Genomic DNA, 20,984 nt, shown 5'->3' with positions numbered 1-20,984 from the left:
GTTTATTACTGATCTATGCCTAATTCGAATATCGATAGCGACCTGACTCACGGAAACCTGCGCGGCCAGTTCCTTCTGGCCATGCCCGGTATGGAGGACCCGCGCTTCAAACACGCTATCGCACTGATTGTTGAGCACAATAGCGACGGTGCCATGGGCATAGTGATCAATATGCCCAGTAAAGTGCACTGGCACGAGGTATTCGAGCAGCTGTCTCTGGAGGATCTCAGCTTGCGCGGTGACGAACCAGTTCTACTGGGCGGTCCCATGTCACCAGAGCAGGGATTTGTACTGCACGGCACCGGCATGCACTTCGACTCTACCACCGAAATCAATTCAGATATCAGCCTGACTGCCTCCAAGGACATCCTCGAATCCCTCGCCGCAGGGCGCGGCCCTGACGATGTACTACTCGCCCTCGGCTACGCGGGCTGGGGGCCCGGTCAGTTGGAGCAGGAGCTGACAGAAAACGCCTGGCTGACACTGCCGGCAGAGCCCGAAACCCTATTCGCCACACCGGTCGAAAAACGCTGGCAAAGCGCCGCCGCCCGCCACGGCATCGATCTTTCCGGCCTCGGCTCCCAAGCTGGCCACGCCTAACAGAAAAATTACTGACCCCTATGAATAAACCCGTCACAGCGCTAGCTTTTGACTTTGGAACCCGCTCTATTGGCGTAGCTTACGGCCAGAGCCTTACCGGTGGAGCACGGGAACTGGCCCCACTACCCGCCAAAGATGGCAAGCCCAATTGGGACTCCGTCGAAGGCCTGATCAAAGAGTGGCAGCCCCACCTTTTACTGGTTGGCCTCCCCCTCAATATGGATGGCAGCGAAAGTGAATTTGGCGTGCGTGCGCGAAAATTCAGCCAGCGCCTGCACGGTCGCTATGGACTACCGGTAGAGCTGATCGACGAGCGTTTAAGCACTCGAGCCGCCAAGGAAGAGGCCAACGAACGCGGACATCGTGGCAACTACGCACAAGACCCAGTGGACTCAATAGCCGCACGGATAATTCTCGAAGACTGGCTGCGCACCAGGGGCTAGCCCCTCGGCTACAGAGAGCCTCACTGCATTGCGACTCTGTTAGAATGGCCGCTTCAACCAATAAGTGATTGAGCCGCATGTCTATAGATCGTATTCGCATTGCCACCCGACAGAGTGCTTTGGCTCTGTGGCAGGCCAACTATGTCAAAGACCGCCTGCAACAGGCGCATCCCGAACTTTTTATCGAGTTACTGCCCCTGACCAGCCGGGGTGACCAGGTTTTGGACATCCCACTAACCAAAGTGGGTGGCAAAGGCCTTTTCGTTAAAGAACTGGAAGTGGCGATGCTCGAAGGCCGTGCGGACATCGCAGTTCACTCGATGAAAGATGTCCCCATGGAATTCCCCGAAGGACTTCACCTGCCGATTATTTGCGAGCGTGAAGATCCCCGCGATGCCTTTGTCAGTAATCTTTATGACAGCCTTGATGACCTGCCCCAGGGCGCAGTAGTCGGCACTTCCAGCTTGCGCCGACAGTGCCAATTACTTGCCCGTCGCCCGGACCTCAAAGTCACCTTTTTACGGGGCAATGTGAATACCCGACTGACCAAGCTGGATGCCGGCGATTACGACGCAATCATCCTCGCTGCGGCCGGACTGCTGCGACTTGAGATGCCGGAACGCATCCGCAGCTTCCTGGCAACAGACATCCTGCTCCCCGCTGGTGGACAGGGCGCAGTGGGTATCGAGTCGCGCCGCGATAGCGAACTGGAAGCCTTGATCCAACCGCTCCACTGTCCGGAAACCGCAGCCCGACTCAGTGCGGAGCGCGCCCTGGTTAAGCGCCTCAACGGCGGCTGCCAAGTGCCTATCGGCTGCTACGCCGAGCTGGATGGTGACACCCTGTGGTTGCGCGGACTCGTTGGCAGTCCCGATGGCAAAACCATGATACATGCCGACAGTCGCGGCCCTGCCGCTGAGGGAGAGCGACTGGGTACTGAGCTCGCGGAACAGTTACTGGCCGATGGTGCCGATAAAATCCTCGCCGCTATCTGACATGAGCGATCTCACCTCCGACCTGCTGCAGGGCAAACGTATTCTCAGTACGCGGCCAACGCAGCAGGCTGATAACTGGTGTGCGCTACTGCGCAGCCTGGGGGCCCAGGTAGATAACATCCCCATGCTCGGCATAGAGCCAATTGAGGATCAAGCTGCCATACAGGCCTTAAAAAACTCAATTCTCGATTTCGATCAAACGGATGTCGCGATCTTTGTTTCCCAGAACGCCGTGCGCTACGGCGTAGACTGGCTTGAAGATTATTGGCCACAGTTTCCCCAGGGTCCTCGCTATCTGGCGATCGGCGCGGCAACCGCAAGCGCCCTGGAGAAGCGCGGTATACCCTGCGAGCAAAGTGGCAATACGATGAACTCCGAGGAGTTGCTGCGCCTACCCTGGTTACAGCAGTTGGACGGGAAAAGAGTTCTTATTTTTCGCGGCTCCGGTGGCCGCCCTCTTATCGGCGACACCTTGAGTGATAGGGGTGCGCGAGTAACTTATTGCGAACTCTATCGGAGAGTGCTGCCACCAGAGGCTGCAACCTCCCTGGCTGAGTATAAATTCCAACCCGATATTATCAGTGTGCACAGCGGTGAAACACTCGACAACCTGGTTACCTGTATCCGCCAGATAAACCGCAATACACTCTTTGAAACCGCTCTTGTCTGCCCGAGTATACGAGTTACCACTCGGGCAAATGAGCTTGGTTTTGCCCATTGCTATAGTGCGCTAAATGCCGGCGAAAACGCTATGCTGGAAACACTGCGGAAAGCCCTCGGCTGATTTGCTATCGAATTCTCGATCGCTTTGCGCTAAAAATCTTAAAACGGCGTTTAGCCCGCTATTAAGGCTCGCGCCACTCGTTATAATCTGACGACATTTTCCACCTGCGCCGCCATACCCATGACCGATAAAAAAGATCAAAATATAGCCGCGACCAATGAGCCCCCGGAAAACACAAAGCCTGTAAAAAGCAAAAGTAATTTCGCCAAAGCCTCAGAGGAAAAAGCCTCTACGGGTAAAGCCAGCGGCGGTGCTGCGGCCAGTGGATCCAATGGGCTGTGGTGGTGGCTACTGTTCATCCTCATTTTGATTGCTGTGGCCTCACTGGCCTGGTTCAACTCTCCGCAGCTGCGCGAACACCTTGGCGCTTACCTCGACTATCTACCTGGAAAAACGGCAGTCCCGGAGAGCACCACCACTATTACCCCTGCAACGGAAGTGCCGGCTGCCGCTGAAAACACCACCCAAGCGCCGACCTCCAATACCACTTCGGAAACCCCTGCTGCTACCCCAGCCCCAACTGAACCCCAAACCCCCGATTATTCCGGGGAGTTCAGTCAGCTGGAGCAGGCCGATGCCAATTTACGCAATCAACTGGAGCGACAAAATCGCACTATCGCCCAACTGCAGCAGCAGCTGGCTTCCATGCAGCGCAGTGTCACCGCACAGGGAAACCGTTTGGGTCAGCTGGGAAATGTAAGCCGCGACGATTGGCAATTAGCTGAGGCAGATTACCTGTTGCGTCTAGCCAACCAACGCCTGCTTCTCGAAGACGATAGTCGCGCTGCGCTGGGGCTGGTCGAGCGCGTGGACGAGATATTGCGCGATGTGGACTTACCGGATCTATACGGAGTACGCCAACAGCTTGCCCGCGATATCACCTCACTGAAGCTGGTCCAAAACATCGATCGCCAGGGTTTATACCTCCGTCTCAGCGCCTTGGAAGAACAGCTAATCCGCACAAATATTCAACCACAATTCGATATGGCTTCGGCAGAACAACCCAGTGAAGAGCAGCCCAGCATTGAGGAGAGTGCCCCCCTGTGGAAGCGGGAGTGGCACAACTTCACCCGCTTTATGCGCGAATCGGTACGCCCCATTGATGGAGACATCAATCCGGTAATGCTGTCCCCTCAGAGTGAAGCTCGCTTTCGCCAGACTCTGCGCCTTTATATGGAGCAGGCCCAACTGGCATTGCTTCGCGGCGATACCACGGTTTACAGGGACGCTCTGGATAGTGCGCGGTCGCTACTACTCAGTTACGGCACTGCCAGTCCGCAGCGCGATGCACTGGCCCAACAACTGACGGACCTTAGCAAACAGCGCATTCAGGTCGAAATGCCCGATCTCAGCGCCTCCCAACTTGCCCTGCGCAATTATATTGAGCGCTTACACAAAACATCCGGCACCGCCACACCATCAGCCTCGCAACAGGAGGAGAACCAGTGAAAAAACTGTTCTTCACCGCTCTGGTACTACTGCTGCTCGGCGCTTTTCTACCGGAGGCTATTAACAATTATCCCGGCTACCTGGTAATCGGTATTGGCGGTGAGCTGAATAAAGGCTACGAGATGAACCTATGGTTCGCAATTTTCTCGCTGGCAGCAGCCCTAATTATCCTGTTCTTTGCCATTTGGCTGGCTCGCAGCATCTTTCGCGGATTCCGAGGTAGTGTCGACCGGCTGAGATTTGGTCGCCAGCGTGTAGCACGCCGGCGCCTGACCAGCGGTTTGGTGGAGTTTATGGAGGGCAACTGGTCCCGGGCGCGCCGTCAGCTGCTGAAGAGCGCCCCTCGATCTGAAGCCCCGCTGATCAATTATTTGGCGGCGGCGCGCAGCGCCTTTGAGCTGGGCTTTCGTGAGGAGGCCAATGAGTTACTCGCCAAAGCGGAGGCCTGTGGTGAAGATACCCGCCTGGCTGTGGCCCTAAGCCAAGCTCGTATGCAGCTCCTCGATAAACATTACGAGCAGTGTATCGCCAGCCTGGAGCGCGCCAAACAGCTCGAGCCCAAACACCCCGCCTTACTTCAACTTCTCAAGCAGGCTTATTACCTTCTGGGTGACTGGAGCCGTCTTCGCGCATTACTGCCCGAATTGGAGAAACATGCGAACATGCCCGAAGCTGAGTTGCACCAGCTTGAACTCGAGGTGTATCAACATCAGCTGACCGAAGCAGCTAATCGCAAAGATATCGATAAATTACACGATACCTGGCAAAGCCTGAGTGGCCGCTGGCAACGCAACGAAGCCCTGCGCAGTCTCTATGCACAGCAACTGCATCGGATTGGTGAAGACACAGAGGCAGAGAAGCATTTGCGCTGGCTACTCAATCGAGCTTGGGACCCCAAGCTTGCCGAACTCTACGGCTGCCTGGTGGGCGCCGACCCTGCGGCACAAATATCGGCAGCTGAAGGCTGGCTGAAAGAATATGGGGAGAGTGCCGCACTGCTAACCTGTCTCGGGCGTCTCTCAATGCGCAATGAACTTTGGGGCAAAGCGCAGCAGTATTTCGAGAAAAGCCTGTTGTTGCGCCAAGATCCTGCTACCTCCGCTGAACTGGCTCGCCTATTTCAATCCCTTGGGGAAAAAGACAAAGCAGCAAAACTCTATGAGGAAGGCTTGCTTCAAGCAGTCAAGGACTTGCCCCAGTTGCCTATGCCCAGCCAGGGCACTCCCCTACTAGGCGCTCACGCCTGAGTCATCTCCCCTGAAAGGCCGACGGGCCTTTCAGCCACCCCCCAATTGCGCCTATAGTGAACTCCCGTTTACCAATAAGGACACGGCTGTGACCCTATTTGTGCGCTACATAGTTGCCTTACTTCTTACCGCCAGTGTGTTTTTTACCGGCCATGCATCTGCTGAATATTCAGTAACGCCTCAAGATAAAGCCTTATCTGATTACGAATATCCCTATCCAGTTCATCACTTTCATTTCGAACAACAGGGGCAACCATTGGCAATGGCCTTTATGGATGTACCGCCTGCAGAGGGTAAAAATACAAGAGGAACGGTACTCCTGTTGCACGGAAAGAATTTTTCGGCGGCCTACTGGAAGGAGACTATCTCCCAACTCAGTCAGCTAGGGTACCGGGTTATAGCACCGGACCAGATCGGTTTCGGAAAATCCAGTAAACCGCTTACCCAATATACTTTTCAGGGGCTTAGCAACAATACCAAGGTTTTATTGGATAAATTGAAAATAAGAGAGGTTATGGTAGTTGGACACTCTATGGGAGGTATGCTGGCTACCCGGTTTACCCTGATGTACCCGGAGCGAGTCAAAAAGTTAGCACTTGTAAACCCTATAGGCCTTGAAGACTGGAAGCGATGGGTTCCCTATGAACCTTTGGACCAAGCCATTGCTCGCGAGAAAAAGCAAACTCCAGAATCTATCAAACGCTACATGAGTAAAGCCTACTTTTCTGAGCAGTGGCGCGAAGAATATAACCCGCTACTGGATATTCAAGCTGGCTGGACCCTGGGGCCCGATGCGGCTCATATGGCAACCGTGGATGCCCTAACCTCCGAAATGGTATTCACTCAACCGGTACTTTATGAGTTTGCCAATATCAAGGTGCCCACCCTACTGATTATAGGTACCCGAGATCGAACAGCTATTGGCCGCGCCCGTGCGCCTGAAGCTGTACAAGAAAAATTAGGCCGGTACGATCAATTAGGCAAGCGTACAGCAGCAGAAATCCCCAAAGCCGAATTAGTTGAGATGGAGGGGGTTGGACATTTACCCCAGTTCGAAGCATTTCCAACTTATATTGATGTTTTAAGTAAATTTCTTGCGGCTCCTATTGGAAAGTAGGACCTACAGCCTGCCCAGTAGAAACCTAATCTAGGAAATATATCATTGGTACGGAAGCTGATGTGTAGAGCATCCATTTTGCAGAAAGTTATAGCTTGCACGCAAGGAAACTATTAGTAATCAATGATAGTGCAAATGGCGATTTAACATTCAATAAATCGCCGCTTGCAGATTTTCTGCGAGAATTTATTTCGTTTTTAAACAGCCCAGGGCAATCCCACAAAGAGTAGCATGGCAAAATAAGTAATTACCCCTTGTAAAAGGGCGATTAGAATAGCCTTTAAAAAACCCGTACCAAGTACCAGCATATAGGCAATAGCAGCCAGGGGAATTGTCATTAAAATCCCAGCGCTATCCGTCACACCCGGCAACATGCCGCCAACAATTCTTTGAATAATTAGGGCCAACAGCAAAGCGAAAAGACAATAAAAAACACCCGTATTTTTCGCCCCCAACATAGCAGCTGCCAACTTCAGAGGCAGAACAAGAACTGCCACCATAATAATTACAAAAATAATTAATTCCATTTGTTACCTCTCCATTTAATTTTAGTTATTTACTCACTTCCAACTTCTACCGTTTCCCAACCCCAGGAATTAGATATCCACTTGTTTTCAATGCAGCATGTCGCCATAAGCAAAAATACAACCCGGGAACAGCCTGCACTGTCACCCCATGCCAATAAACTGGCAGCAGCATGCAAATTCAGTCGCGAATCATACTTATATAAACCAAAACCACAATAAAGTTCACAAATAAAAAAGCTGGCGCGAATTTCGCTCCAGCTTTGAGAAATAATACATCTAAACTATCAGTTAATAACGATTTGGCAGCTTATTTACGTACCAGAGTCAAGGATGAGGGTAACTGCTCCCCGTTCTTCAAGTAAGTCTCTTCCCGTTGTAACTTGCCGTTACCTAACCAGGTAAAAGTGAGGCTATCCAGACGACTCTTACTGTCCAAAGTAAAATTAGTTACATCCTTGAAAGAGAATGCCAAAGTATCTTCAGCACTATTTTTTTGCCAGCTTAACCTGGGCTGATTACCCTGGGGGCAATAGTGCGTCACTATTAAATTGTCGTTATCCAAGTGGTAGGCCGTCAGGGAATGTTGGCGCCCGTTATAGAGCCAACTTTCCAGTACTACGCTTCCCCCAGCTGTATCGGAAAAACTAATAACAAAATCGTCATTTTCCGCCCCTTCCTCTCGCCACTCTCCGGCTAGCCCTTTGATCCTCTCAAAAATTGCCTCTGCACCATTATCCTGGCTGGCAATCACAGGCTGAAATATTGCTATCCCAAAAAATAGAACTACTAGTTTTGATAAATTCCCTATCATATTCTCATCCAACCTTAGAAAAATACACAACAAGAAAAGCCCTCCTTAAAATAAAAATTTCAGGAGTGGTCATTCCACAGTTGTTTTTTATATTTTTATGAGACGAATAGCAATACGCTTCATCGCATAGGCCGATTTAATATCCATATCTCTGTTCATCAAGAAGATAAACTATATTTAATTTCCAATTCAAAAATAAATGGTGACAAATACGCTCGGATTAGCCCCCACACTTTTATTCTGGCAATGGCTATTCAAGGTATGGCTGCATACCAAATAACTACAGACATAAACTCTTCGATATTATTATTTCCAGTATTTTATTCTTGCTCACTTGGTACTAATACCAAAATACGAAAATAACTATCTCTATCAGGCGTACCAAATAAATTCTCCTCATTAAAGCATTCCTTATAGTTAATTCAGAGCCACGGTCGAGCCCGTACCTGACTGCGACGCCAGCAGTAAAAGCTATAGATGCAAAGAAGGAAGAAAAAATAAAGAGTGACCGCTAAACGGCCACTCTACTGAGCGCCACCAGAGGCGCTTATTCGGACGGGAGTACTGAGAATATGTCGCCGTGCTTATTCGAGGCCCAATTTAGACCATATTTCATCAATCTTTTTAACCACATTCGGGTCGCGCTCAATAGGTACACCCCACTCCCGACTAGTTTCACCTTCCCATTTATTAGTCGCATCGAAACCTATTTTTGAGCCTAAACCGGAGACCGGCGAAGCAAAATCCAAATAATCAATCGGAGTATTTTCTACCATCACCGTATCCCGCGCCGGGTCCATACGCGTGGTCATCGCCCAGATTACATCTTTCCAATCCCTGGCATTGACGTCTTCGTCAGCGACAATAACAAACTTGGTGTACATAAACTGACGCAGGAAAGACCAGACACCCATCATTACCCGCTTGGCGTGACCCGCATACTGCTTCTTCATGGTGACCACGGCGAGACGGTAAGAACATCCCTCCGGCGGCAAATAGAAATCGACAATTTCAGGAAATTGCTTTTGTAGGATTGGCACAAAAACCTCGTTTAAAGCCTCGCCTAAAATCGCAGGTTCATCCGGTGGGCGCCCAGTATAGGTGCTGTGGTAAATGGGGTTTTTACGGTGCGTAATCTTCTCTACCGTAAACACAGGGAAGCTGTCCACTTCGTTATAGTAACCGGTGTGGTCCCCATAGGGACCCTCATCAGCCATATCATTGGGATAGATAAATCCTTCCAGAACATATTCGGCACTGGCAGGCACCTGAAGATCACTGAGTAAGGCATCGGTCACTTCTGTCTTATCCCCCCGCAGCAGGCCGGCAAAGGCATACTCAGACAAAGTATCCGGCACTGGGGTAACGGCCCCCAGAATTGTGGCGGGATCGGCACCCAGGGCAACAGCTACCGGATAGGGTTCACCGGGATGCTTCTTGCACCAGTCCCGATAATCCAGCGCCCCCCCGCGATGACTGAGCCAACGCATAATTAGGCGGTTCTTTCCGATTAATTGCATCCGGTATATGCCCAGATTTTGCCGTTTCTTCTCAGGCCCTCGGGTAATTACTAAGGGCCAAGTGACCAGCGGAGCGGCATCTCCCGGCCAGCAGGTTTGGATTGGCAGCTGATGCAGATCAACCTGATCCCTCTCAAGGACTACCTGTTGGCAAGCTGCACCCTTTACGACTTTTGGCCCCATATTCAGGACCTGCTTAAAGACCGGCAACTTCTCCCAGGCATCGCGGAGATTTTCCGGTGGCTGCGGCTCCTTGAGAAAAGCCAGCAGTTCTCCCACTTCACGCAGTTCGGCAACACTCTCTCTTCCCATCCCCAGGGTGACTCGCTCTGGTGTTCCGAAAAGATTGGCAAGAACTGGGGTCTCAAAGCCTACCGGGTTCTCAAACAACAATGCAGGCCCCTCAGCTCGCAATACGCGATCGGAAATTTCTGTCATTTCCAAAATAGGGTCAACAGGGTGCTTGATTCGTTTTAGTAGGCCGCGCTTTTCCAGCAACTTAATAAAGTCGCGTAGATCTTTATATTTCATGGGCTAACAAGGCGTGACTATAAACCAGAGCACAGTGTAAAACAGAAGGCGCAGGATGGGTAACAACACACCATTTGGAATGAAGAGAGAGGCGGGAGGGAGTCGCGGCTCGCAAGCCTAGGCTGCGAGCCGCGGAAATAATAAGCTTTTTACAGCTTAGAAGCGGGGGCGACGCGGACGATCTTCGCGAGGCTTAGCTTCGTTAACGCGGATGTTACGGCCAGACAGCGGTTGGTCGTTCATCTCTTCGATAGCTTTGCGCGCTTCATCGTCGTTAGGCATTTCTACGAAACCGAAGCCTTTAGAGCGGCCAGTCTCACGGTCGGTGATAACAGTAGCCCGAGAGATCTCTCCGAATGCACCAAAAGCTTCGTGCAGGTCGTCAGAGGTTACCGCGTAGGCCAGATTTCCAATATAGATATTCACAAAAGGTTCTCACTAGGTGTGTGGGCTGTCGTGCAGTCACAAATGGATAACCAGCTCCACCAGATTAACCATTTGAGATTGGCCCTTTGCGGAGAAATAAACCCCTGGGCCAATTCAGTAAGGCGCGTTGCCTAAAATCCATATCAAGCGCCACAATGTGGAACTTTATATGCCTATTGGCTCGCCTTTTCAACAGTAATAGACGCAATTAATCGTCTTATTCTGCTCCTAATAAATAAAGAGCGCCTTTTTAGGCGCTACTTTATATACAAAAATTATTTCCGTTTCATGGATAGGAAGAATTCGTCATTTGTCTTGAAATCTTTCAATTTATCCACTAGGAATTCAGTCGATGCAACATCTTCCATATCGTGTAACAGCTTACGCAAAATCCACACTCGCTGCAGCTCGCCCTCAGGCATTAACAGCTCTTCCCGGCGAGTGCCGGATCTGCGCACATTAATGGCCGGATATACGCGTTTTTCAGCAATTTTGCGATCCAGCTGCAATTCCATATTACCGGTACCTTTAAATTCCTCGAAAATAACTTCGTCCATTTTCGAGCCGGTATCGATAAGTGCAGTAGCAATAATAGACAGACTTCCGCCTTCTTCAATATTTCGCGCTGCCCCAAAGAAGCGCTTCGGGCGCTCTAAGGCGTGAGCATCAACACCACCGGTTAATACTTTACCGGAGCTAGGAACTGTTGTGTTGTAAGCGCGAGCCAGGCGGGTGATAGAGTCGAGCAAGATAACCACATCTTTCTTGTGCTCAACCAGGCGCTTGGCTTTTTCAATTACCATTTCCGCAACTTGTACGTGACGTGCCGGCGGCTCATCAAAAGTAGAGGCAACAACTTCACCGCGCACGGAGCGCTGCATTTCTGTCACTTCCTCAGGACGCTCGTCAATCAGCAGTACGATCAAATGGCACTCTGGATTATTGCGTGTAATGGCCTGTGCCATATTTTGCAACATAATCGTTTTACCGGCCTTCGGCGGCGCAACAATCAAGCCGCGCTGGCCTTTCCCGATTGGAGCTACAAGATCAATAATACGACCAATCAGGTCTTCGGAGGAGCCGTTTCCGCACTCGAGGGTGAGGCGATCGTTGGGGAATAGAGGAGTGAGGTTTTCGAAAAGAATTTTGTTACGTGCGTTTTCCGGTTTGTCAAAATTAATTTCGTTAACTTTTAATAAGGCAAAATATCTTTCACCTTCTTTCGGTGGGCGAATCTTTCCGGAAATTGAGTCACCCGTACGTAAATTAAATCGGCGAATCTGACTTGGAGATACATATATATCATCCGGTCCCGCAAGATAAGAGGAGTCAGCAGAACGCAAAAATCCAAAACCATCTTGAAGGATTTCTAATACGCCGTCGCCATAAATATCTTCACCGCTTTTGGCGTGGCGCTTGAGGATATTGAAAATAATATCCTGCTTGCGCGAACGGGCCAGGTTTTCAAGGCCCATGCCTTTGGCTATTTCAATCAACTCTTCAATGGGTTTGGTTTTTAATTCGGAGAGATTCATACCAATTGCTTATTAATGTTTCTGTTGTCATATGGCGCGGACACGCCTGAAATTTTGAGGAGGGGTTTGATATTAGAGATTAGCTCGTTTATTTACCCGATACACCTAGGTACCTTTTCCTACCAAGACCACAGTACTCAGTAAACTTTTGCTCTCCATAATCAATTTATGGAGCATTATCAGAACAAGTTCAACTCGAGGAGTATACGCGCCGGGGATGGTCAGGGACCCTGTGGAGGGGCGTTTTGTCAGCTCGTCTCATTTAATTCAAGACCGCTGAACTATTTCAGAATTACAGCCAGTATAACGGGTGTTTCCAATCCTGCAAAGAAATTTACTCCCTTTGCAGGATGGAAACGACAGTCTTATAGCTGACCGTCGATAAACTCAGTCAGCTGCGCGCGGGACAGTGCGCCGACTTTAGTACCTTCGACATTGCCGCCTTTGAACAGCAGCAGCGTGGGGATACCGCGGACATTGTATTTGGCCGGGCTCTCTTTATTCGCATCAACGTCTACTTTTACGATCTTCAACTTATCGCCGTAGTGGCCTGCCAGGTCTTCCAGCACTGGAGCGATCATCTTGCACGGACCGCACCACTGTGCCCAAAAATCTACCAACACCGGGCCTTCAGCTTTGAGAACTTCTGCTTCGAATTCAGCGTCAGATACGTTGACGATTGAGTGCTCGCTCATATTGCATTCCTGTTCTTTAGTTACTCGATGCGTGGGCACCGCCAACACATCTTCTCACGGTCACAGCGGTGGTTATACAGCTGCGATGCACCATTGCCCTCAAAATTGGGGCGCAAAATGGGATTTCAAGTCTTTCCTGCCACAGACTTACGCCTGCTCCAGGAAGCGCTGCAAAATCTCATCGATATAGTCAAAGCCAAAAGCCGTGGCAGCAATCCGCTTATCCAAACACTCTACAAGCTCCATTGCCATCAGGGTAGGCCATTGTTTTTGCAGCTCGGACATCGGCAATCCGGTGTAGCGGGTGAAAGTATCACTGGGAACACCATCCGCCAGGCGAAGGGCATTCATAAGAAACTCCAGTGGCAAATCCTCATTCTCAACCCTGTCAGTATGGGGTTCAGACAAGGCACTATGCAGCAGCTCGGGATGTTGCCTGGCGATAGACAAGTAGTCCCTCGGAGTGCGTGTGCGACGACTGCGCAGAATTTGCCCAGTTTCAGCTAGGGTTACCTTGCCATGAGCACCGGCACCAATCCCCAGATAATCTCCGAATGACCAATAATTAATATTATGGCGGGATTCCAGTTCGGGTTTGCTATAAGCCGACACCTCGTAACGACGATAGCCCTCGGACGCCAGTAGTTCGCGTCCGCTGCCCTGCATACTGGCTATCAGCTGGGAGCCGGGGGTGACTGGTGGCGCACTGTAGAATGCGGTATTTGGCTCAATCGTTAATTGGTACCAGGAAATATGCTCTGGAGCCAAGGAAATTGCTCGGCGCAAATCGCCAAGGGCTTCCACCTCGGTCTGATTGGGCAATCCGTGCATCAGGTCGAGGTTAATATTGTCAAAGCCCGCGCGACGCGCCATCGCCAGGGCACCTTCGGCCTCTTCTCCGCTGTGAATACGTCCCAACTGTTGTAGCTGATTGGAATCGAAGCTTTGCACTCCAATAGAAAGACGATTAACTCCAGCAGATCGATAGCCAGTGAACTTGGCTTGCTCAAAAGTGCCGGGGTTGGCCTCCAGGGTTATCTCGATCCCCTCAGCAAAACCCACCACCTGCTCAGCAGCCTCCAGGACCTGCCCAATTGCTTGGGGGGAGAACAGGCTCGGCGTACCGCCACCAAAAAAGATGGACTGCAATTTTCGCCCCTGCACCCAAGGTAATTGGCTGATCAGGTCCTGGCGCAACTGCGCCACATACTCGGATTCCGGTAGGGCGTAGTCCGAATTAGCCCGGTCTCTATCAGCCTGGTGGGAGTTGAAATCACAGTAGGGACATTTGCGCACACACCAGGGAATATGGATATACAGGCTTAGTGGTGGCAGCTGTAATTCAGCAATCTGATCAGGCAAGGTCGGCACCCTGCATATTTTGCTGCCATAAAAGCTCAAATTGAGACATAGCCTGGGCCCTGTGGCTCAGTCGATTCTTCAAGTCTCTCGGCAGTTCAGCGGAGGTCATTCCCTCAGATCCAACAAAAAACAGCGGGTCATAACCAAAACCCTGCTCTCCCGCCGGCTCCCGCAAAATTGTCCCGCTCCACTTTGCACTAGATACCAAAGGCACCGGGTCATCCCATTGCCGCACAAAAGCCAGCGCGCAGTGGAAACTGGCAGTGCGATGCTTAGATTCAACGTCAACCATGGCCTCCAATAACTTCGCATTGTTTTTTTCATCAGTCGCCCCGGCACCTGAGTAGCGTGCAGAGTAAATTCCCGGCGCACCACTCAATGCATCTACCGACAGCCCGGAGTCATCGGCTAATGCCGGCAGGCCACTGATACGGCTGGCGTGGCGGGCCTTAATCAAAGCATTCTCAATAAAGCTCAATCCGGTCTCATCAGCGTCACTTACCCCAAATTCAGACTGAGGAAGAACCTGTATATCCCATGAGGCGAACAGCTGTGAAAACTCGCGAAGTTTGCCGGCATTACCGCTGGCAAGAACAATTTTATTTACCATATTGCTTCAAACAAAAAGCGGGCCTCGGCCCGCGGTGAATCTTAAAGAAGGGGTTTCGACCAGCTCTCAGCCAGTGGAACCTTGGCAGATATCTATCGGTTCAGTCTGCGACGGAAAGTGATCGTCTCACTTTTACCATTGGGCAGCTTGATATCTACGTTAAAAGTAAGGGTTTCCTCATCCTCAAAACGCAGGGGCGCGAGATAGTAAACAGCATCCCCTTCCCGAATTTCTTTGAACTTAAGTGGTCTTGACTGCTGGATCAGGTTGGTAGCTGTACCAGACATCTCAGCGCTGAGGCCATGAGTTCCGCCCTCTTTCTTGACGACAGAGACATTTACATAGGCCCGATCTTTTGCTCGAGCCAACTGGTACTGACGGGCGATATCCGGCTGGATAAAATCGCTATTGAACACTGAATAGACTACTCGATAGTCGCCAAAATCAGCGTAGTTCTTAATCGTACGCGCTTCTTGCGCGGCAGCGCCGACAGATAAAAATAGCAAGGCCACAGAAGCAGCCAGGGTAAGGATGCGTTTCACGCTCCACCTCCAGTTGTTATAGGCGCCACCTCTCCCGGCAGGTTTGGTGGTCAATTCCAGTCAGGCCCCCTCAGGAGTGCCTCTCTCGATCTATTTATCGCGCCAAAGTCCTCCACAAAAGAGCTGGCGCAAATCTTAGTTTAGCGAGTTAGGTGATAGATGGCTGTCTCACCAAACAAATTTGGTAAAAAGTCTTTGAATGCTCGCCCAACCATGGACTCAGAAACCACTTGCCGATGCAGAATCGCCCAGCCGTTTTCTCGGCATAACACCTCAAAGTCTGTAAAAGTACAAAAGTGAATATTGGGAGTGTCATACCATTCGTATGGCAATAAGTCCGATACTGGCATGCGCCCGGAGAATGCGAGGTGCCAGCGGGCCTTCCACTGCCCAAAATTGGGAAACGTAATAATGCAATCCCGCCCAACCCGGAGCATTTCCTCTACCACTAAATGAGGCTGACTCAAGGTTTGCAGTGCCTGGGTCATCACCACAGCATCAAAGCTGCCATCAGCAAAATTTCCCAGCCCTGTATTCAGATTTTGTTCGACAACATTGACCCCACGGGCCACACATCGCTCTATTTGCTCGGGATCAATCTCCAGGCCATAGCCTTTCACATTTTTATTTCTCCCCAGCTGATCGAGCAGTGCACCATCGCCACAGCCGAGGTCGAGAACCCGGCTGTTGGGAGCGATCCATTCCTGGATCACATCCAAATCTATCCGCATCAGTACACCTCCTCAGCAATTTCTGCCGCAACTCTCTGCATATAGGCACGAAATACACCTTCATAACGACCATTGGGCAGCAGGAAGGCATCGTGTCCCATTGCTGACTCTACTTCGGCATAGCTGACTGGAATATCCGCGTGCATCAGGGCATCGGCGATTTCCCTCGAGCGCTCCGGCGCAAAGCGCCAATCAGAAGTAAATGACACCAATAAAAACCGGCACTTGGCATGGGAGAAGGCCTCTACCGGGTCATCCCCGTATTCCCGAGCTAAGTCGAAGAAATCCAGCGCTCGAGTCATCAGAATGTAAGTATTGGGATCGAAGGTGGTGGAAAAATTGGCCCCCTGGTAGCGCAGATAACTTTGTATCTGAAACTCCACCTCTTCATCCGACCCCTGCTGAAAGCTGCCACTGCGCAATTCTCGACCAAACTTGCGCCCCAACCCATCGTCAGACAGATAAGTGATATGCCCGATCATACGCGCAACGGCCAGGCCTCTACGGGGTAACTTATCCTGTTGGAGGTAGTGCCCATCACAAAAGTCTGGATCGGATGTTATCGCTTGGCGTGCGGTCTCATTAAACGCGATATTCTGTGCAGATAACTTCATGGCAGAGGCAATCACCACACAATTACGCAGGCGCTCAGGGTATTCCAGTGACCAGCGCATCGCCTGCATCCCACCGAGACTGCCGCCAACAACCGCCGCCCATTGTCGAATACCTAGCATATCCGCCAGACGCGCTTGGCTGTGGACCCAGTCGCGGACACGCAGTGATGGAAAATCCGGCCCCCAGGTAGTGCCGGTATCCGGGTTGATGGATACGGGGCCGGTAGATCCGTGGCAACCTCCGAGATTATTAACGGACACCACAAAGAAATGATTAGTATCTATCGGCTTACCCGGTCCGATATAGTGGTCCCACCACCCCGGACGCTTATCATCGATACTGTGTCGCCCCGCAGCGTGATGATGCCCAGACAGAGCATGACAGATCAGAACTGCGTTAGTCTTTTCCCTATTGAGTTCACCGTAAGTCTCATAAACCAGAGTGTAATTTTTCAGCGCTCGGCCACAGGCCAACTCCAGCGGTTCACTAAAGTAATGACTTTTAGGCTCAACAAGGCCCACGGAGCCTGGGTCACCGGTAGTTGCGGTTTGGGCTTCCGCAGAAGCGATAGGATTTTCCGTTGACAAGGCACTGTATCTGTCAGGTTGATAGGTGCTGCCTGGCAAATTGCCGAAGCAGTCAGTGAATAAGATCACTGCAACTTATAACAAATGCCAGTCAGAACCAATATCAATTAGCACCCAATTCAGGTGGTATGGGAGGCCTTCAAGGGGGTTACATTGTGCGCGCGCGGCGCCGGCGCAACCGGCTGTGGTGCAGTGCTGTTGTGCCGCAGTAAATCCTCTAACGCCACCAGCGCCTTATCATTGCGCTGAACCTCATCCTCGAGAGTTCGAAGATCCGTGCGGCGGCTGCGCGTTTTCTGTTTCAACTCGGTGAGTTTAATCAAATGGCGATTGAGTAATTGTTTCTGATACTGCGCATGCTGTTTGAGAGGCTCAAGAGCCTGCTCTAACCAATTTTCCGCTTTGTTACCCATATCGTCGTACAGCCGACCCACTTCACTGGCAAGCGTGGTAATAAAGCGCTCGCTGAGACGGCTGCGGCGCGCCAATAACAACTGCGGGGATCGCCTCAGCTGAGCGGCCTGGCGATGCAGTCCACGCAACGCGAAACGAAATTTGCGGATAGTAAAATACTGCTCGGCATCATCTACTTTCTTCAAGCTGGAGCGCTCAAATACAGCGTCGAGCAAGCGATTAGCCTGATCCACTTCCCGCTCGAGGTTAGACATCTGATGGTCTACCCCTTCCATAAAAGTATCGATAGCCCTGGCCATGCCCATGGGCGTCCAACGGCGATTGAGAGTAGCCAGGGTATCGTCAATCAGCGCTTGCAACTGCTGTCTGGATATCGGCGCCAACAAAGAAGTGCTTTGTCGTGTAAGCATTCTCTGGCTGGATTTGAGCGTCAGCAATTCCTGATGACAAATCTTATGCTGCTCGCGCACGGTCGTCTGCAACTGTTCCAACTCTGCCAATTGCTCTGAGGTGTTGCCACTATTGCGCTGCAGGTGAGCCAGCGCTGCCCGGCCACTATTCAAACGACGCTTGAGTAGATCGCGGGTATCAGCCATCAGGGTGAGAGCTTGATGCAGTGAGCGGTGCTCGGCCATTTTATGCCGGTGCTCCAGCAGGCGCTGAACCAGCATCCTTTCAAACTCACCGAAGCGGCTGCTTCGTACCAAATCAGCATCCCGCTGCTGGCGCCCCAACAGAGCCATTTTTGCAGAGACACCGGCAACACTTTCCTGAGGCAGAGACAAGAGGCCGGCCACTTCAGCGCGCATGCGTCGCAACAGCAGCTCAGCATCCTCCTCCGGATCATCCCAAAGCACATCCATCTTGTTGAGCAGGGCCATCACGGATGTTCCGCGATGCTCTTGCAGTGGCGCCAGGTGAGTTTCCCACATGCTCATATCGGTACCACTTACCCCAGCATCGGCAGCCAGCAGAAAGGCAACCGCCTGGGCCCCGGGCAGTGTACTCAATGTGAGCTCCGGCTCATTGCCTAGGGCGTTCAGTCCCGGGGTATCAATAATACGCAACCCCTGATCCAACAATGGGTGCGGCAGACAAATCAAAGCAAAACGCCAGGCGGGGATCTCGACTAGGTTCCCCTTGCCATCCAAGTGGCGCCGATCAAAGCCATAGCGGGCGGCCTCTTCCGGCATTACTGACTTGGTCGAGGCAACCTTCAATAAAGTCTCTCGGGTTGCCTCGGGATCATTGGCATCAAACTCGTGAGTTACCCATTTTTGCGGAATTCGGCGGAAGCTCTCCAGGCTGGTATTCGTCGCCAGGGTCTCAATCGGAAGCAGCCGCAGACTGGCGCGCTCACCGCCATCACTGAAAATTTCCGTGGGGCACATAGTGGTGCGCCCCGGTCTTGAGGGCAGTAGACGCTGGCCGTAAGTTTGCGACAACAGGGCATTGAGCAGTTCAGTTTTCCCCCGTGAAAACTCCCCAACTAAAACCAGGGTGAACTGGTCATCTGCAAGTAGGGCGCGGGCCTGCTGTACAACCTGGCAGGCACCAGCAGAATTAGAGAAGTGCTGTTCAAGCCATTGGCTGAAGTGGGCAAACTGGCGATCGAGATTCTTTTTCCAACGGTCGTAGTCAGAAATATGCTGGCGTAAAAGTGCGTCTTCCATTTCACGGTGTTCTTGTTATTGAGACCCGGGACTACCGGCCCCTACTAAGACAAGAGAAAGGGCCGTCAATCGATAGTATAAGAGTCTAACACCGCGCCAAATACGATCTAGTACGCACAGGTGAAGAAATGTTCAGCCGGTCACAATTTAAGAAACCTTCGAACAACTGCACAAGCCCCAGAGGGCGGGGCTTGAAAGATGCAGGGGATATTTTGGGGTGATCAGAGTCCGGTTAAAAGCCGGGGATATGCCAAAACAGGCTGTACACGAAAGCCGGCATGTTGGCCATTTGGGCAAAACCAATAAGCAGCCTGTTAATCACAGTGAGCAGGATAAAGACAAATATCGGGCTGATATCAATCACCCCCAACGGCGGGATCAAGCGTCGCACAGGTCCGCAAAATGGCTCCAGGAGTTGGTGCAGTAAAATTAGAATTGGATGGCCGCTATTCGGCGCAATCCAACTGGCAACGATGGAGACCAATAAGCCGACAAACACCATCGCTATCACAGTGGAGACACAGCCGATCAACGACCACAGCAGGGCACTGAGGGGGTTAACCAGGCCGTAACCTGCAATCATGGCGCAAGCCATAATCATCGCCCAACCGACTATCAACGCCAGTACTACTGAGGCCATATCGACGCCAAAAAGTCCTGGCACCACTTTGCGCAGCGGCAGCAGCAAAGGGTTGGTAACCTTCACAACTCCCTGAGATATGGGGTTGTAAAAATCCGCACGGCCCAACTGCAATAGGAAACGCAATAACACGGCGAAAAGGAACAAAATGCCCAGTATGCCCACGACATAAACGCCGATATCGCTGAAGGTATTGACCATGGATAAACCCTAAACAAAAAGATTCTCAGCAGCCACCGCTGCACCTACCCAACTGGACCGGAACCTGTTACCGATCCAATTCCTTTGCCATTTCCGTCGCCCGCTCCTCGCAATCGCGCATGGCATCGGCCACTAACTGCGGCAACCCACCCTTCTCGAACCGTTGAACAGCGCGCTCAGTGGTTCCACCTGGTGACATCACATTGCGCTTCAACTGGGCGACATCAACATCGCTGGCGACCGCCAGTTTGGCGGCGCCCAGGGCAGTTTGCAACACAAGGCGCTCCGCATCCGCACGGGCAAGGCCACCGGCGGAAGCCGCATCAATCATGGCCTCCATAAACTGGAAAAAGTAAGCCGGTGCCGATCCCGCTACCGCAATCACCTGATCGATGCCGCGCTCTTCCTCAACCCAATATGAGATACCTACCGCATCGACGATGCGCTCGGCAAGTTCCTTCTGTTCATCCGTAACCTTGCTATCGGCATAAAGACCGGTAACTCCGGTTTGCACCAGGGCCGGGGTATTAGGCATAGCCCTGACAATAGGGAGGTGCATTCCCATCCAACGGTGATAAGCCGCGAGCGGAATTCCCGCAGCAAAAGTGATAATCAAGGGCGAGCGATCCACCAAATGGGGTTTCAGCCCCTCACAAAGTTCTCGCATAACCTGCGGTTTCACCGACAGCACAATTACATCGGCATCGATAATAGCGGCAACATTATCGTCACTAATAGCTACCCCGTGGCTCTCGGCAAAAGCATTGAGCTTATCCCTATCACGGCCTGTAGCAGTGATCCGGTCCGCCGGATAACCGGAGGCCACCAAACCACCAATCACTGCCCCCGCCATATTGCCGGCGCCACCAATAAAAACCATCTTAGGGTTCGCTGTACTCACTCATATCACCTTGGGCGGTTGCAAAAAT

The 20,984-nt window shown here is 51.6% G+C and carries 21 protein-coding genes; 7 read left to right on the top strand and 14 right to left on the bottom strand.

What is annotated here, in order from left to right; all coding sequences use genetic code 11:
- The first annotated feature begins 15 nt into the window (after positions 1-15).
- The 7 genes from ACJJI8_RS07375 (at position 16) to ACJJI8_RS07345 (ending at position 6,635) form a co-directional block, all read left to right on the top strand.
- The gene (locus ACJJI8_RS07375) at positions 16-600 is read left to right on the top strand and encodes a YqgE/AlgH family protein (protein WP_282930307.1); all 585 of its coding nucleotides are present in this window, start codon (positions 16-18) and stop codon (positions 598-600) included.
- 20 nt (positions 601-620) lie between these two features.
- Positions 621-1,043: a Holliday junction resolvase RuvX gene (ruvX, locus tag ACJJI8_RS07370; RefSeq protein ID WP_413664071.1), complete on the top strand. Its 423-nt coding sequence runs from the start codon at positions 621-623 to the stop codon at positions 1,041-1,043.
- A 77-nt stretch (positions 1,044-1,120) separates the two neighbouring features.
- Positions 1,121-2,038 (top strand): hydroxymethylbilane synthase, encoded by a 918-nt coding sequence (hemC, locus tag ACJJI8_RS07365; RefSeq protein WP_444906634.1) that lies wholly within the window; start codon positions 1,121-1,123, stop codon positions 2,036-2,038.
- 1 nt (position 2,039) lies between these two features.
- Positions 2,040-2,822 carry a uroporphyrinogen-III synthase gene (locus ACJJI8_RS07360; RefSeq protein ID WP_444934672.1) on the top strand — a complete coding sequence of 261 codons (783 nt, stop codon included), beginning with the start codon at positions 2,040-2,042 and terminating at the stop codon, positions 2,820-2,822.
- 120 nt (positions 2,823-2,942) lie between these two features.
- Positions 2,943-4,271, top strand: coding sequence for a uroporphyrinogen-III C-methyltransferase (locus ACJJI8_RS07355; protein ID WP_444934671.1), 1,329 nt, complete (start codon positions 2,943-2,945; stop codon positions 4,269-4,271).
- On the top strand, positions 4,268-5,518 hold the full coding sequence (locus ACJJI8_RS07350; RefSeq protein WP_282930312.1) for a heme biosynthesis HemY N-terminal domain-containing protein: 1,251 nt from the start codon (positions 4,268-4,270) through the stop codon (positions 5,516-5,518). Before ACJJI8_RS07355 ends, ACJJI8_RS07350 begins: the two co-directional genes overlap by 4 nt.
- Before the next feature lie 88 nt (positions 5,519-5,606).
- Positions 5,607-6,635, top strand: coding sequence for an alpha/beta fold hydrolase (locus tag ACJJI8_RS07345; protein ID WP_444934670.1), 1,029 nt, complete (start codon positions 5,607-5,609; stop codon positions 6,633-6,635).
- Positions 6,636-6,832: 197 nt separating this feature from the next.
- Here the strand turns inward: ACJJI8_RS07345 and ACJJI8_RS07340 are convergent, their stop codons facing one another.
- From ACJJI8_RS07340 to proC, 14 genes are all read right to left on the bottom strand, one after another.
- Positions 6,833-7,162: a hypothetical protein gene (locus ACJJI8_RS07340; protein WP_413664065.1), complete on the bottom strand. Its 330-nt coding sequence runs from the start codon at positions 7,160-7,162 to the stop codon at positions 6,833-6,835.
- Between the two features lie 307 nt (positions 7,163-7,469).
- Entirely contained in the window at positions 7,470-7,973 is a 504-nt protein-coding gene (locus tag ACJJI8_RS07335; protein ID WP_444934669.1) for a hypothetical protein, read from the bottom strand.
- Between the two features lie 584 nt (positions 7,974-8,557).
- Positions 8,558-10,024 (bottom strand): 4-hydroxy-3-polyprenylbenzoate decarboxylase, encoded by a 1,467-nt coding sequence (ubiD, locus tag ACJJI8_RS07330; RefSeq protein WP_444934668.1) that lies wholly within the window; start codon positions 10,022-10,024, stop codon positions 8,558-8,560.
- A 156-nt stretch (positions 10,025-10,180) separates the two neighbouring features.
- Positions 10,181-10,450: an RNA-binding regulator gene (gene rbp, locus ACJJI8_RS07325; RefSeq protein WP_020413665.1), complete on the bottom strand. Its 270-nt coding sequence runs from the start codon at positions 10,448-10,450 to the stop codon at positions 10,181-10,183.
- A 275-nt stretch (positions 10,451-10,725) separates the two neighbouring features.
- Entirely contained in the window at positions 10,726-11,985 is a 1,260-nt protein-coding gene (gene rho, locus ACJJI8_RS07320; RefSeq protein ID WP_108731406.1) for a transcription termination factor Rho, read from the bottom strand.
- Between the two features lie 365 nt (positions 11,986-12,350).
- Positions 12,351-12,680: a thioredoxin TrxA gene (gene trxA / locus ACJJI8_RS07315; protein WP_282930316.1), complete on the bottom strand. Its 330-nt coding sequence runs from the start codon at positions 12,678-12,680 to the stop codon at positions 12,351-12,353.
- Positions 12,681-12,827: 147 nt separating this feature from the next.
- Positions 12,828-14,042: a radical SAM family heme chaperone HemW gene (gene hemW / locus ACJJI8_RS07310; protein ID WP_444934667.1), complete on the bottom strand. Its 1,215-nt coding sequence runs from the start codon at positions 14,040-14,042 to the stop codon at positions 12,828-12,830.
- Positions 14,035-14,652: an RdgB/HAM1 family non-canonical purine NTP pyrophosphatase gene (rdgB, locus tag ACJJI8_RS07305; RefSeq protein ID WP_444934666.1), complete on the bottom strand. Its 618-nt coding sequence runs from the start codon at positions 14,650-14,652 to the stop codon at positions 14,035-14,037. Before rdgB ends, hemW begins: the two co-directional genes overlap by 8 nt.
- A 92-nt stretch (positions 14,653-14,744) precedes the next feature.
- Positions 14,745-15,194, bottom strand: a complete 450-nt coding sequence (locus ACJJI8_RS07300; RefSeq protein ID WP_413664060.1) for a DUF4426 domain-containing protein — start codon at positions 15,192-15,194, stop codon at positions 14,745-14,747.
- A gap of 140 nt (positions 15,195-15,334) precedes the next feature.
- A complete protein-coding gene (metW, locus tag ACJJI8_RS07295) occupies positions 15,335-15,925 on the bottom strand; it encodes a methionine biosynthesis protein MetW (RefSeq protein WP_282930320.1) in 591 nt (196 codons plus the stop codon).
- A complete protein-coding gene (metX, locus tag ACJJI8_RS07290; RefSeq protein ID WP_444935149.1) occupies positions 15,925-17,109 on the bottom strand; it encodes a homoserine O-succinyltransferase MetX in 1,185 nt (394 codons plus the stop codon). The genes metW and metX overlap by 1 nt, the downstream gene beginning before the upstream one ends.
- A 137-nt stretch (positions 17,110-17,246) precedes the next feature.
- Positions 17,247-19,214, bottom strand: a complete 1,968-nt coding sequence (locus ACJJI8_RS07285) for a dynamin family protein (RefSeq protein WP_444934665.1) — start codon at positions 19,212-19,214, stop codon at positions 17,247-17,249.
- Positions 19,215-19,446: 232 nt separating this feature from the next.
- On the bottom strand, positions 19,447-20,055 hold the full coding sequence (locus ACJJI8_RS07280; protein ID WP_413664057.1) for a YggT family protein: 609 nt from the start codon (positions 20,053-20,055) through the stop codon (positions 19,447-19,449).
- 67 nt (positions 20,056-20,122) lie between these two features.
- Positions 20,123-20,956: a pyrroline-5-carboxylate reductase gene (gene proC, locus ACJJI8_RS07275; RefSeq protein WP_444934664.1), complete on the bottom strand. Its 834-nt coding sequence runs from the start codon at positions 20,954-20,956 to the stop codon at positions 20,123-20,125.
- Between the last annotated feature and the right edge of the window lie 28 nt (positions 20,957-20,984).

It is taken from the genome of Microbulbifer maximicatervae (SeqCode) (assembly GCF_052467695.1).
This window is presented reverse-complemented; position numbering and strand designations above follow the sequence as displayed.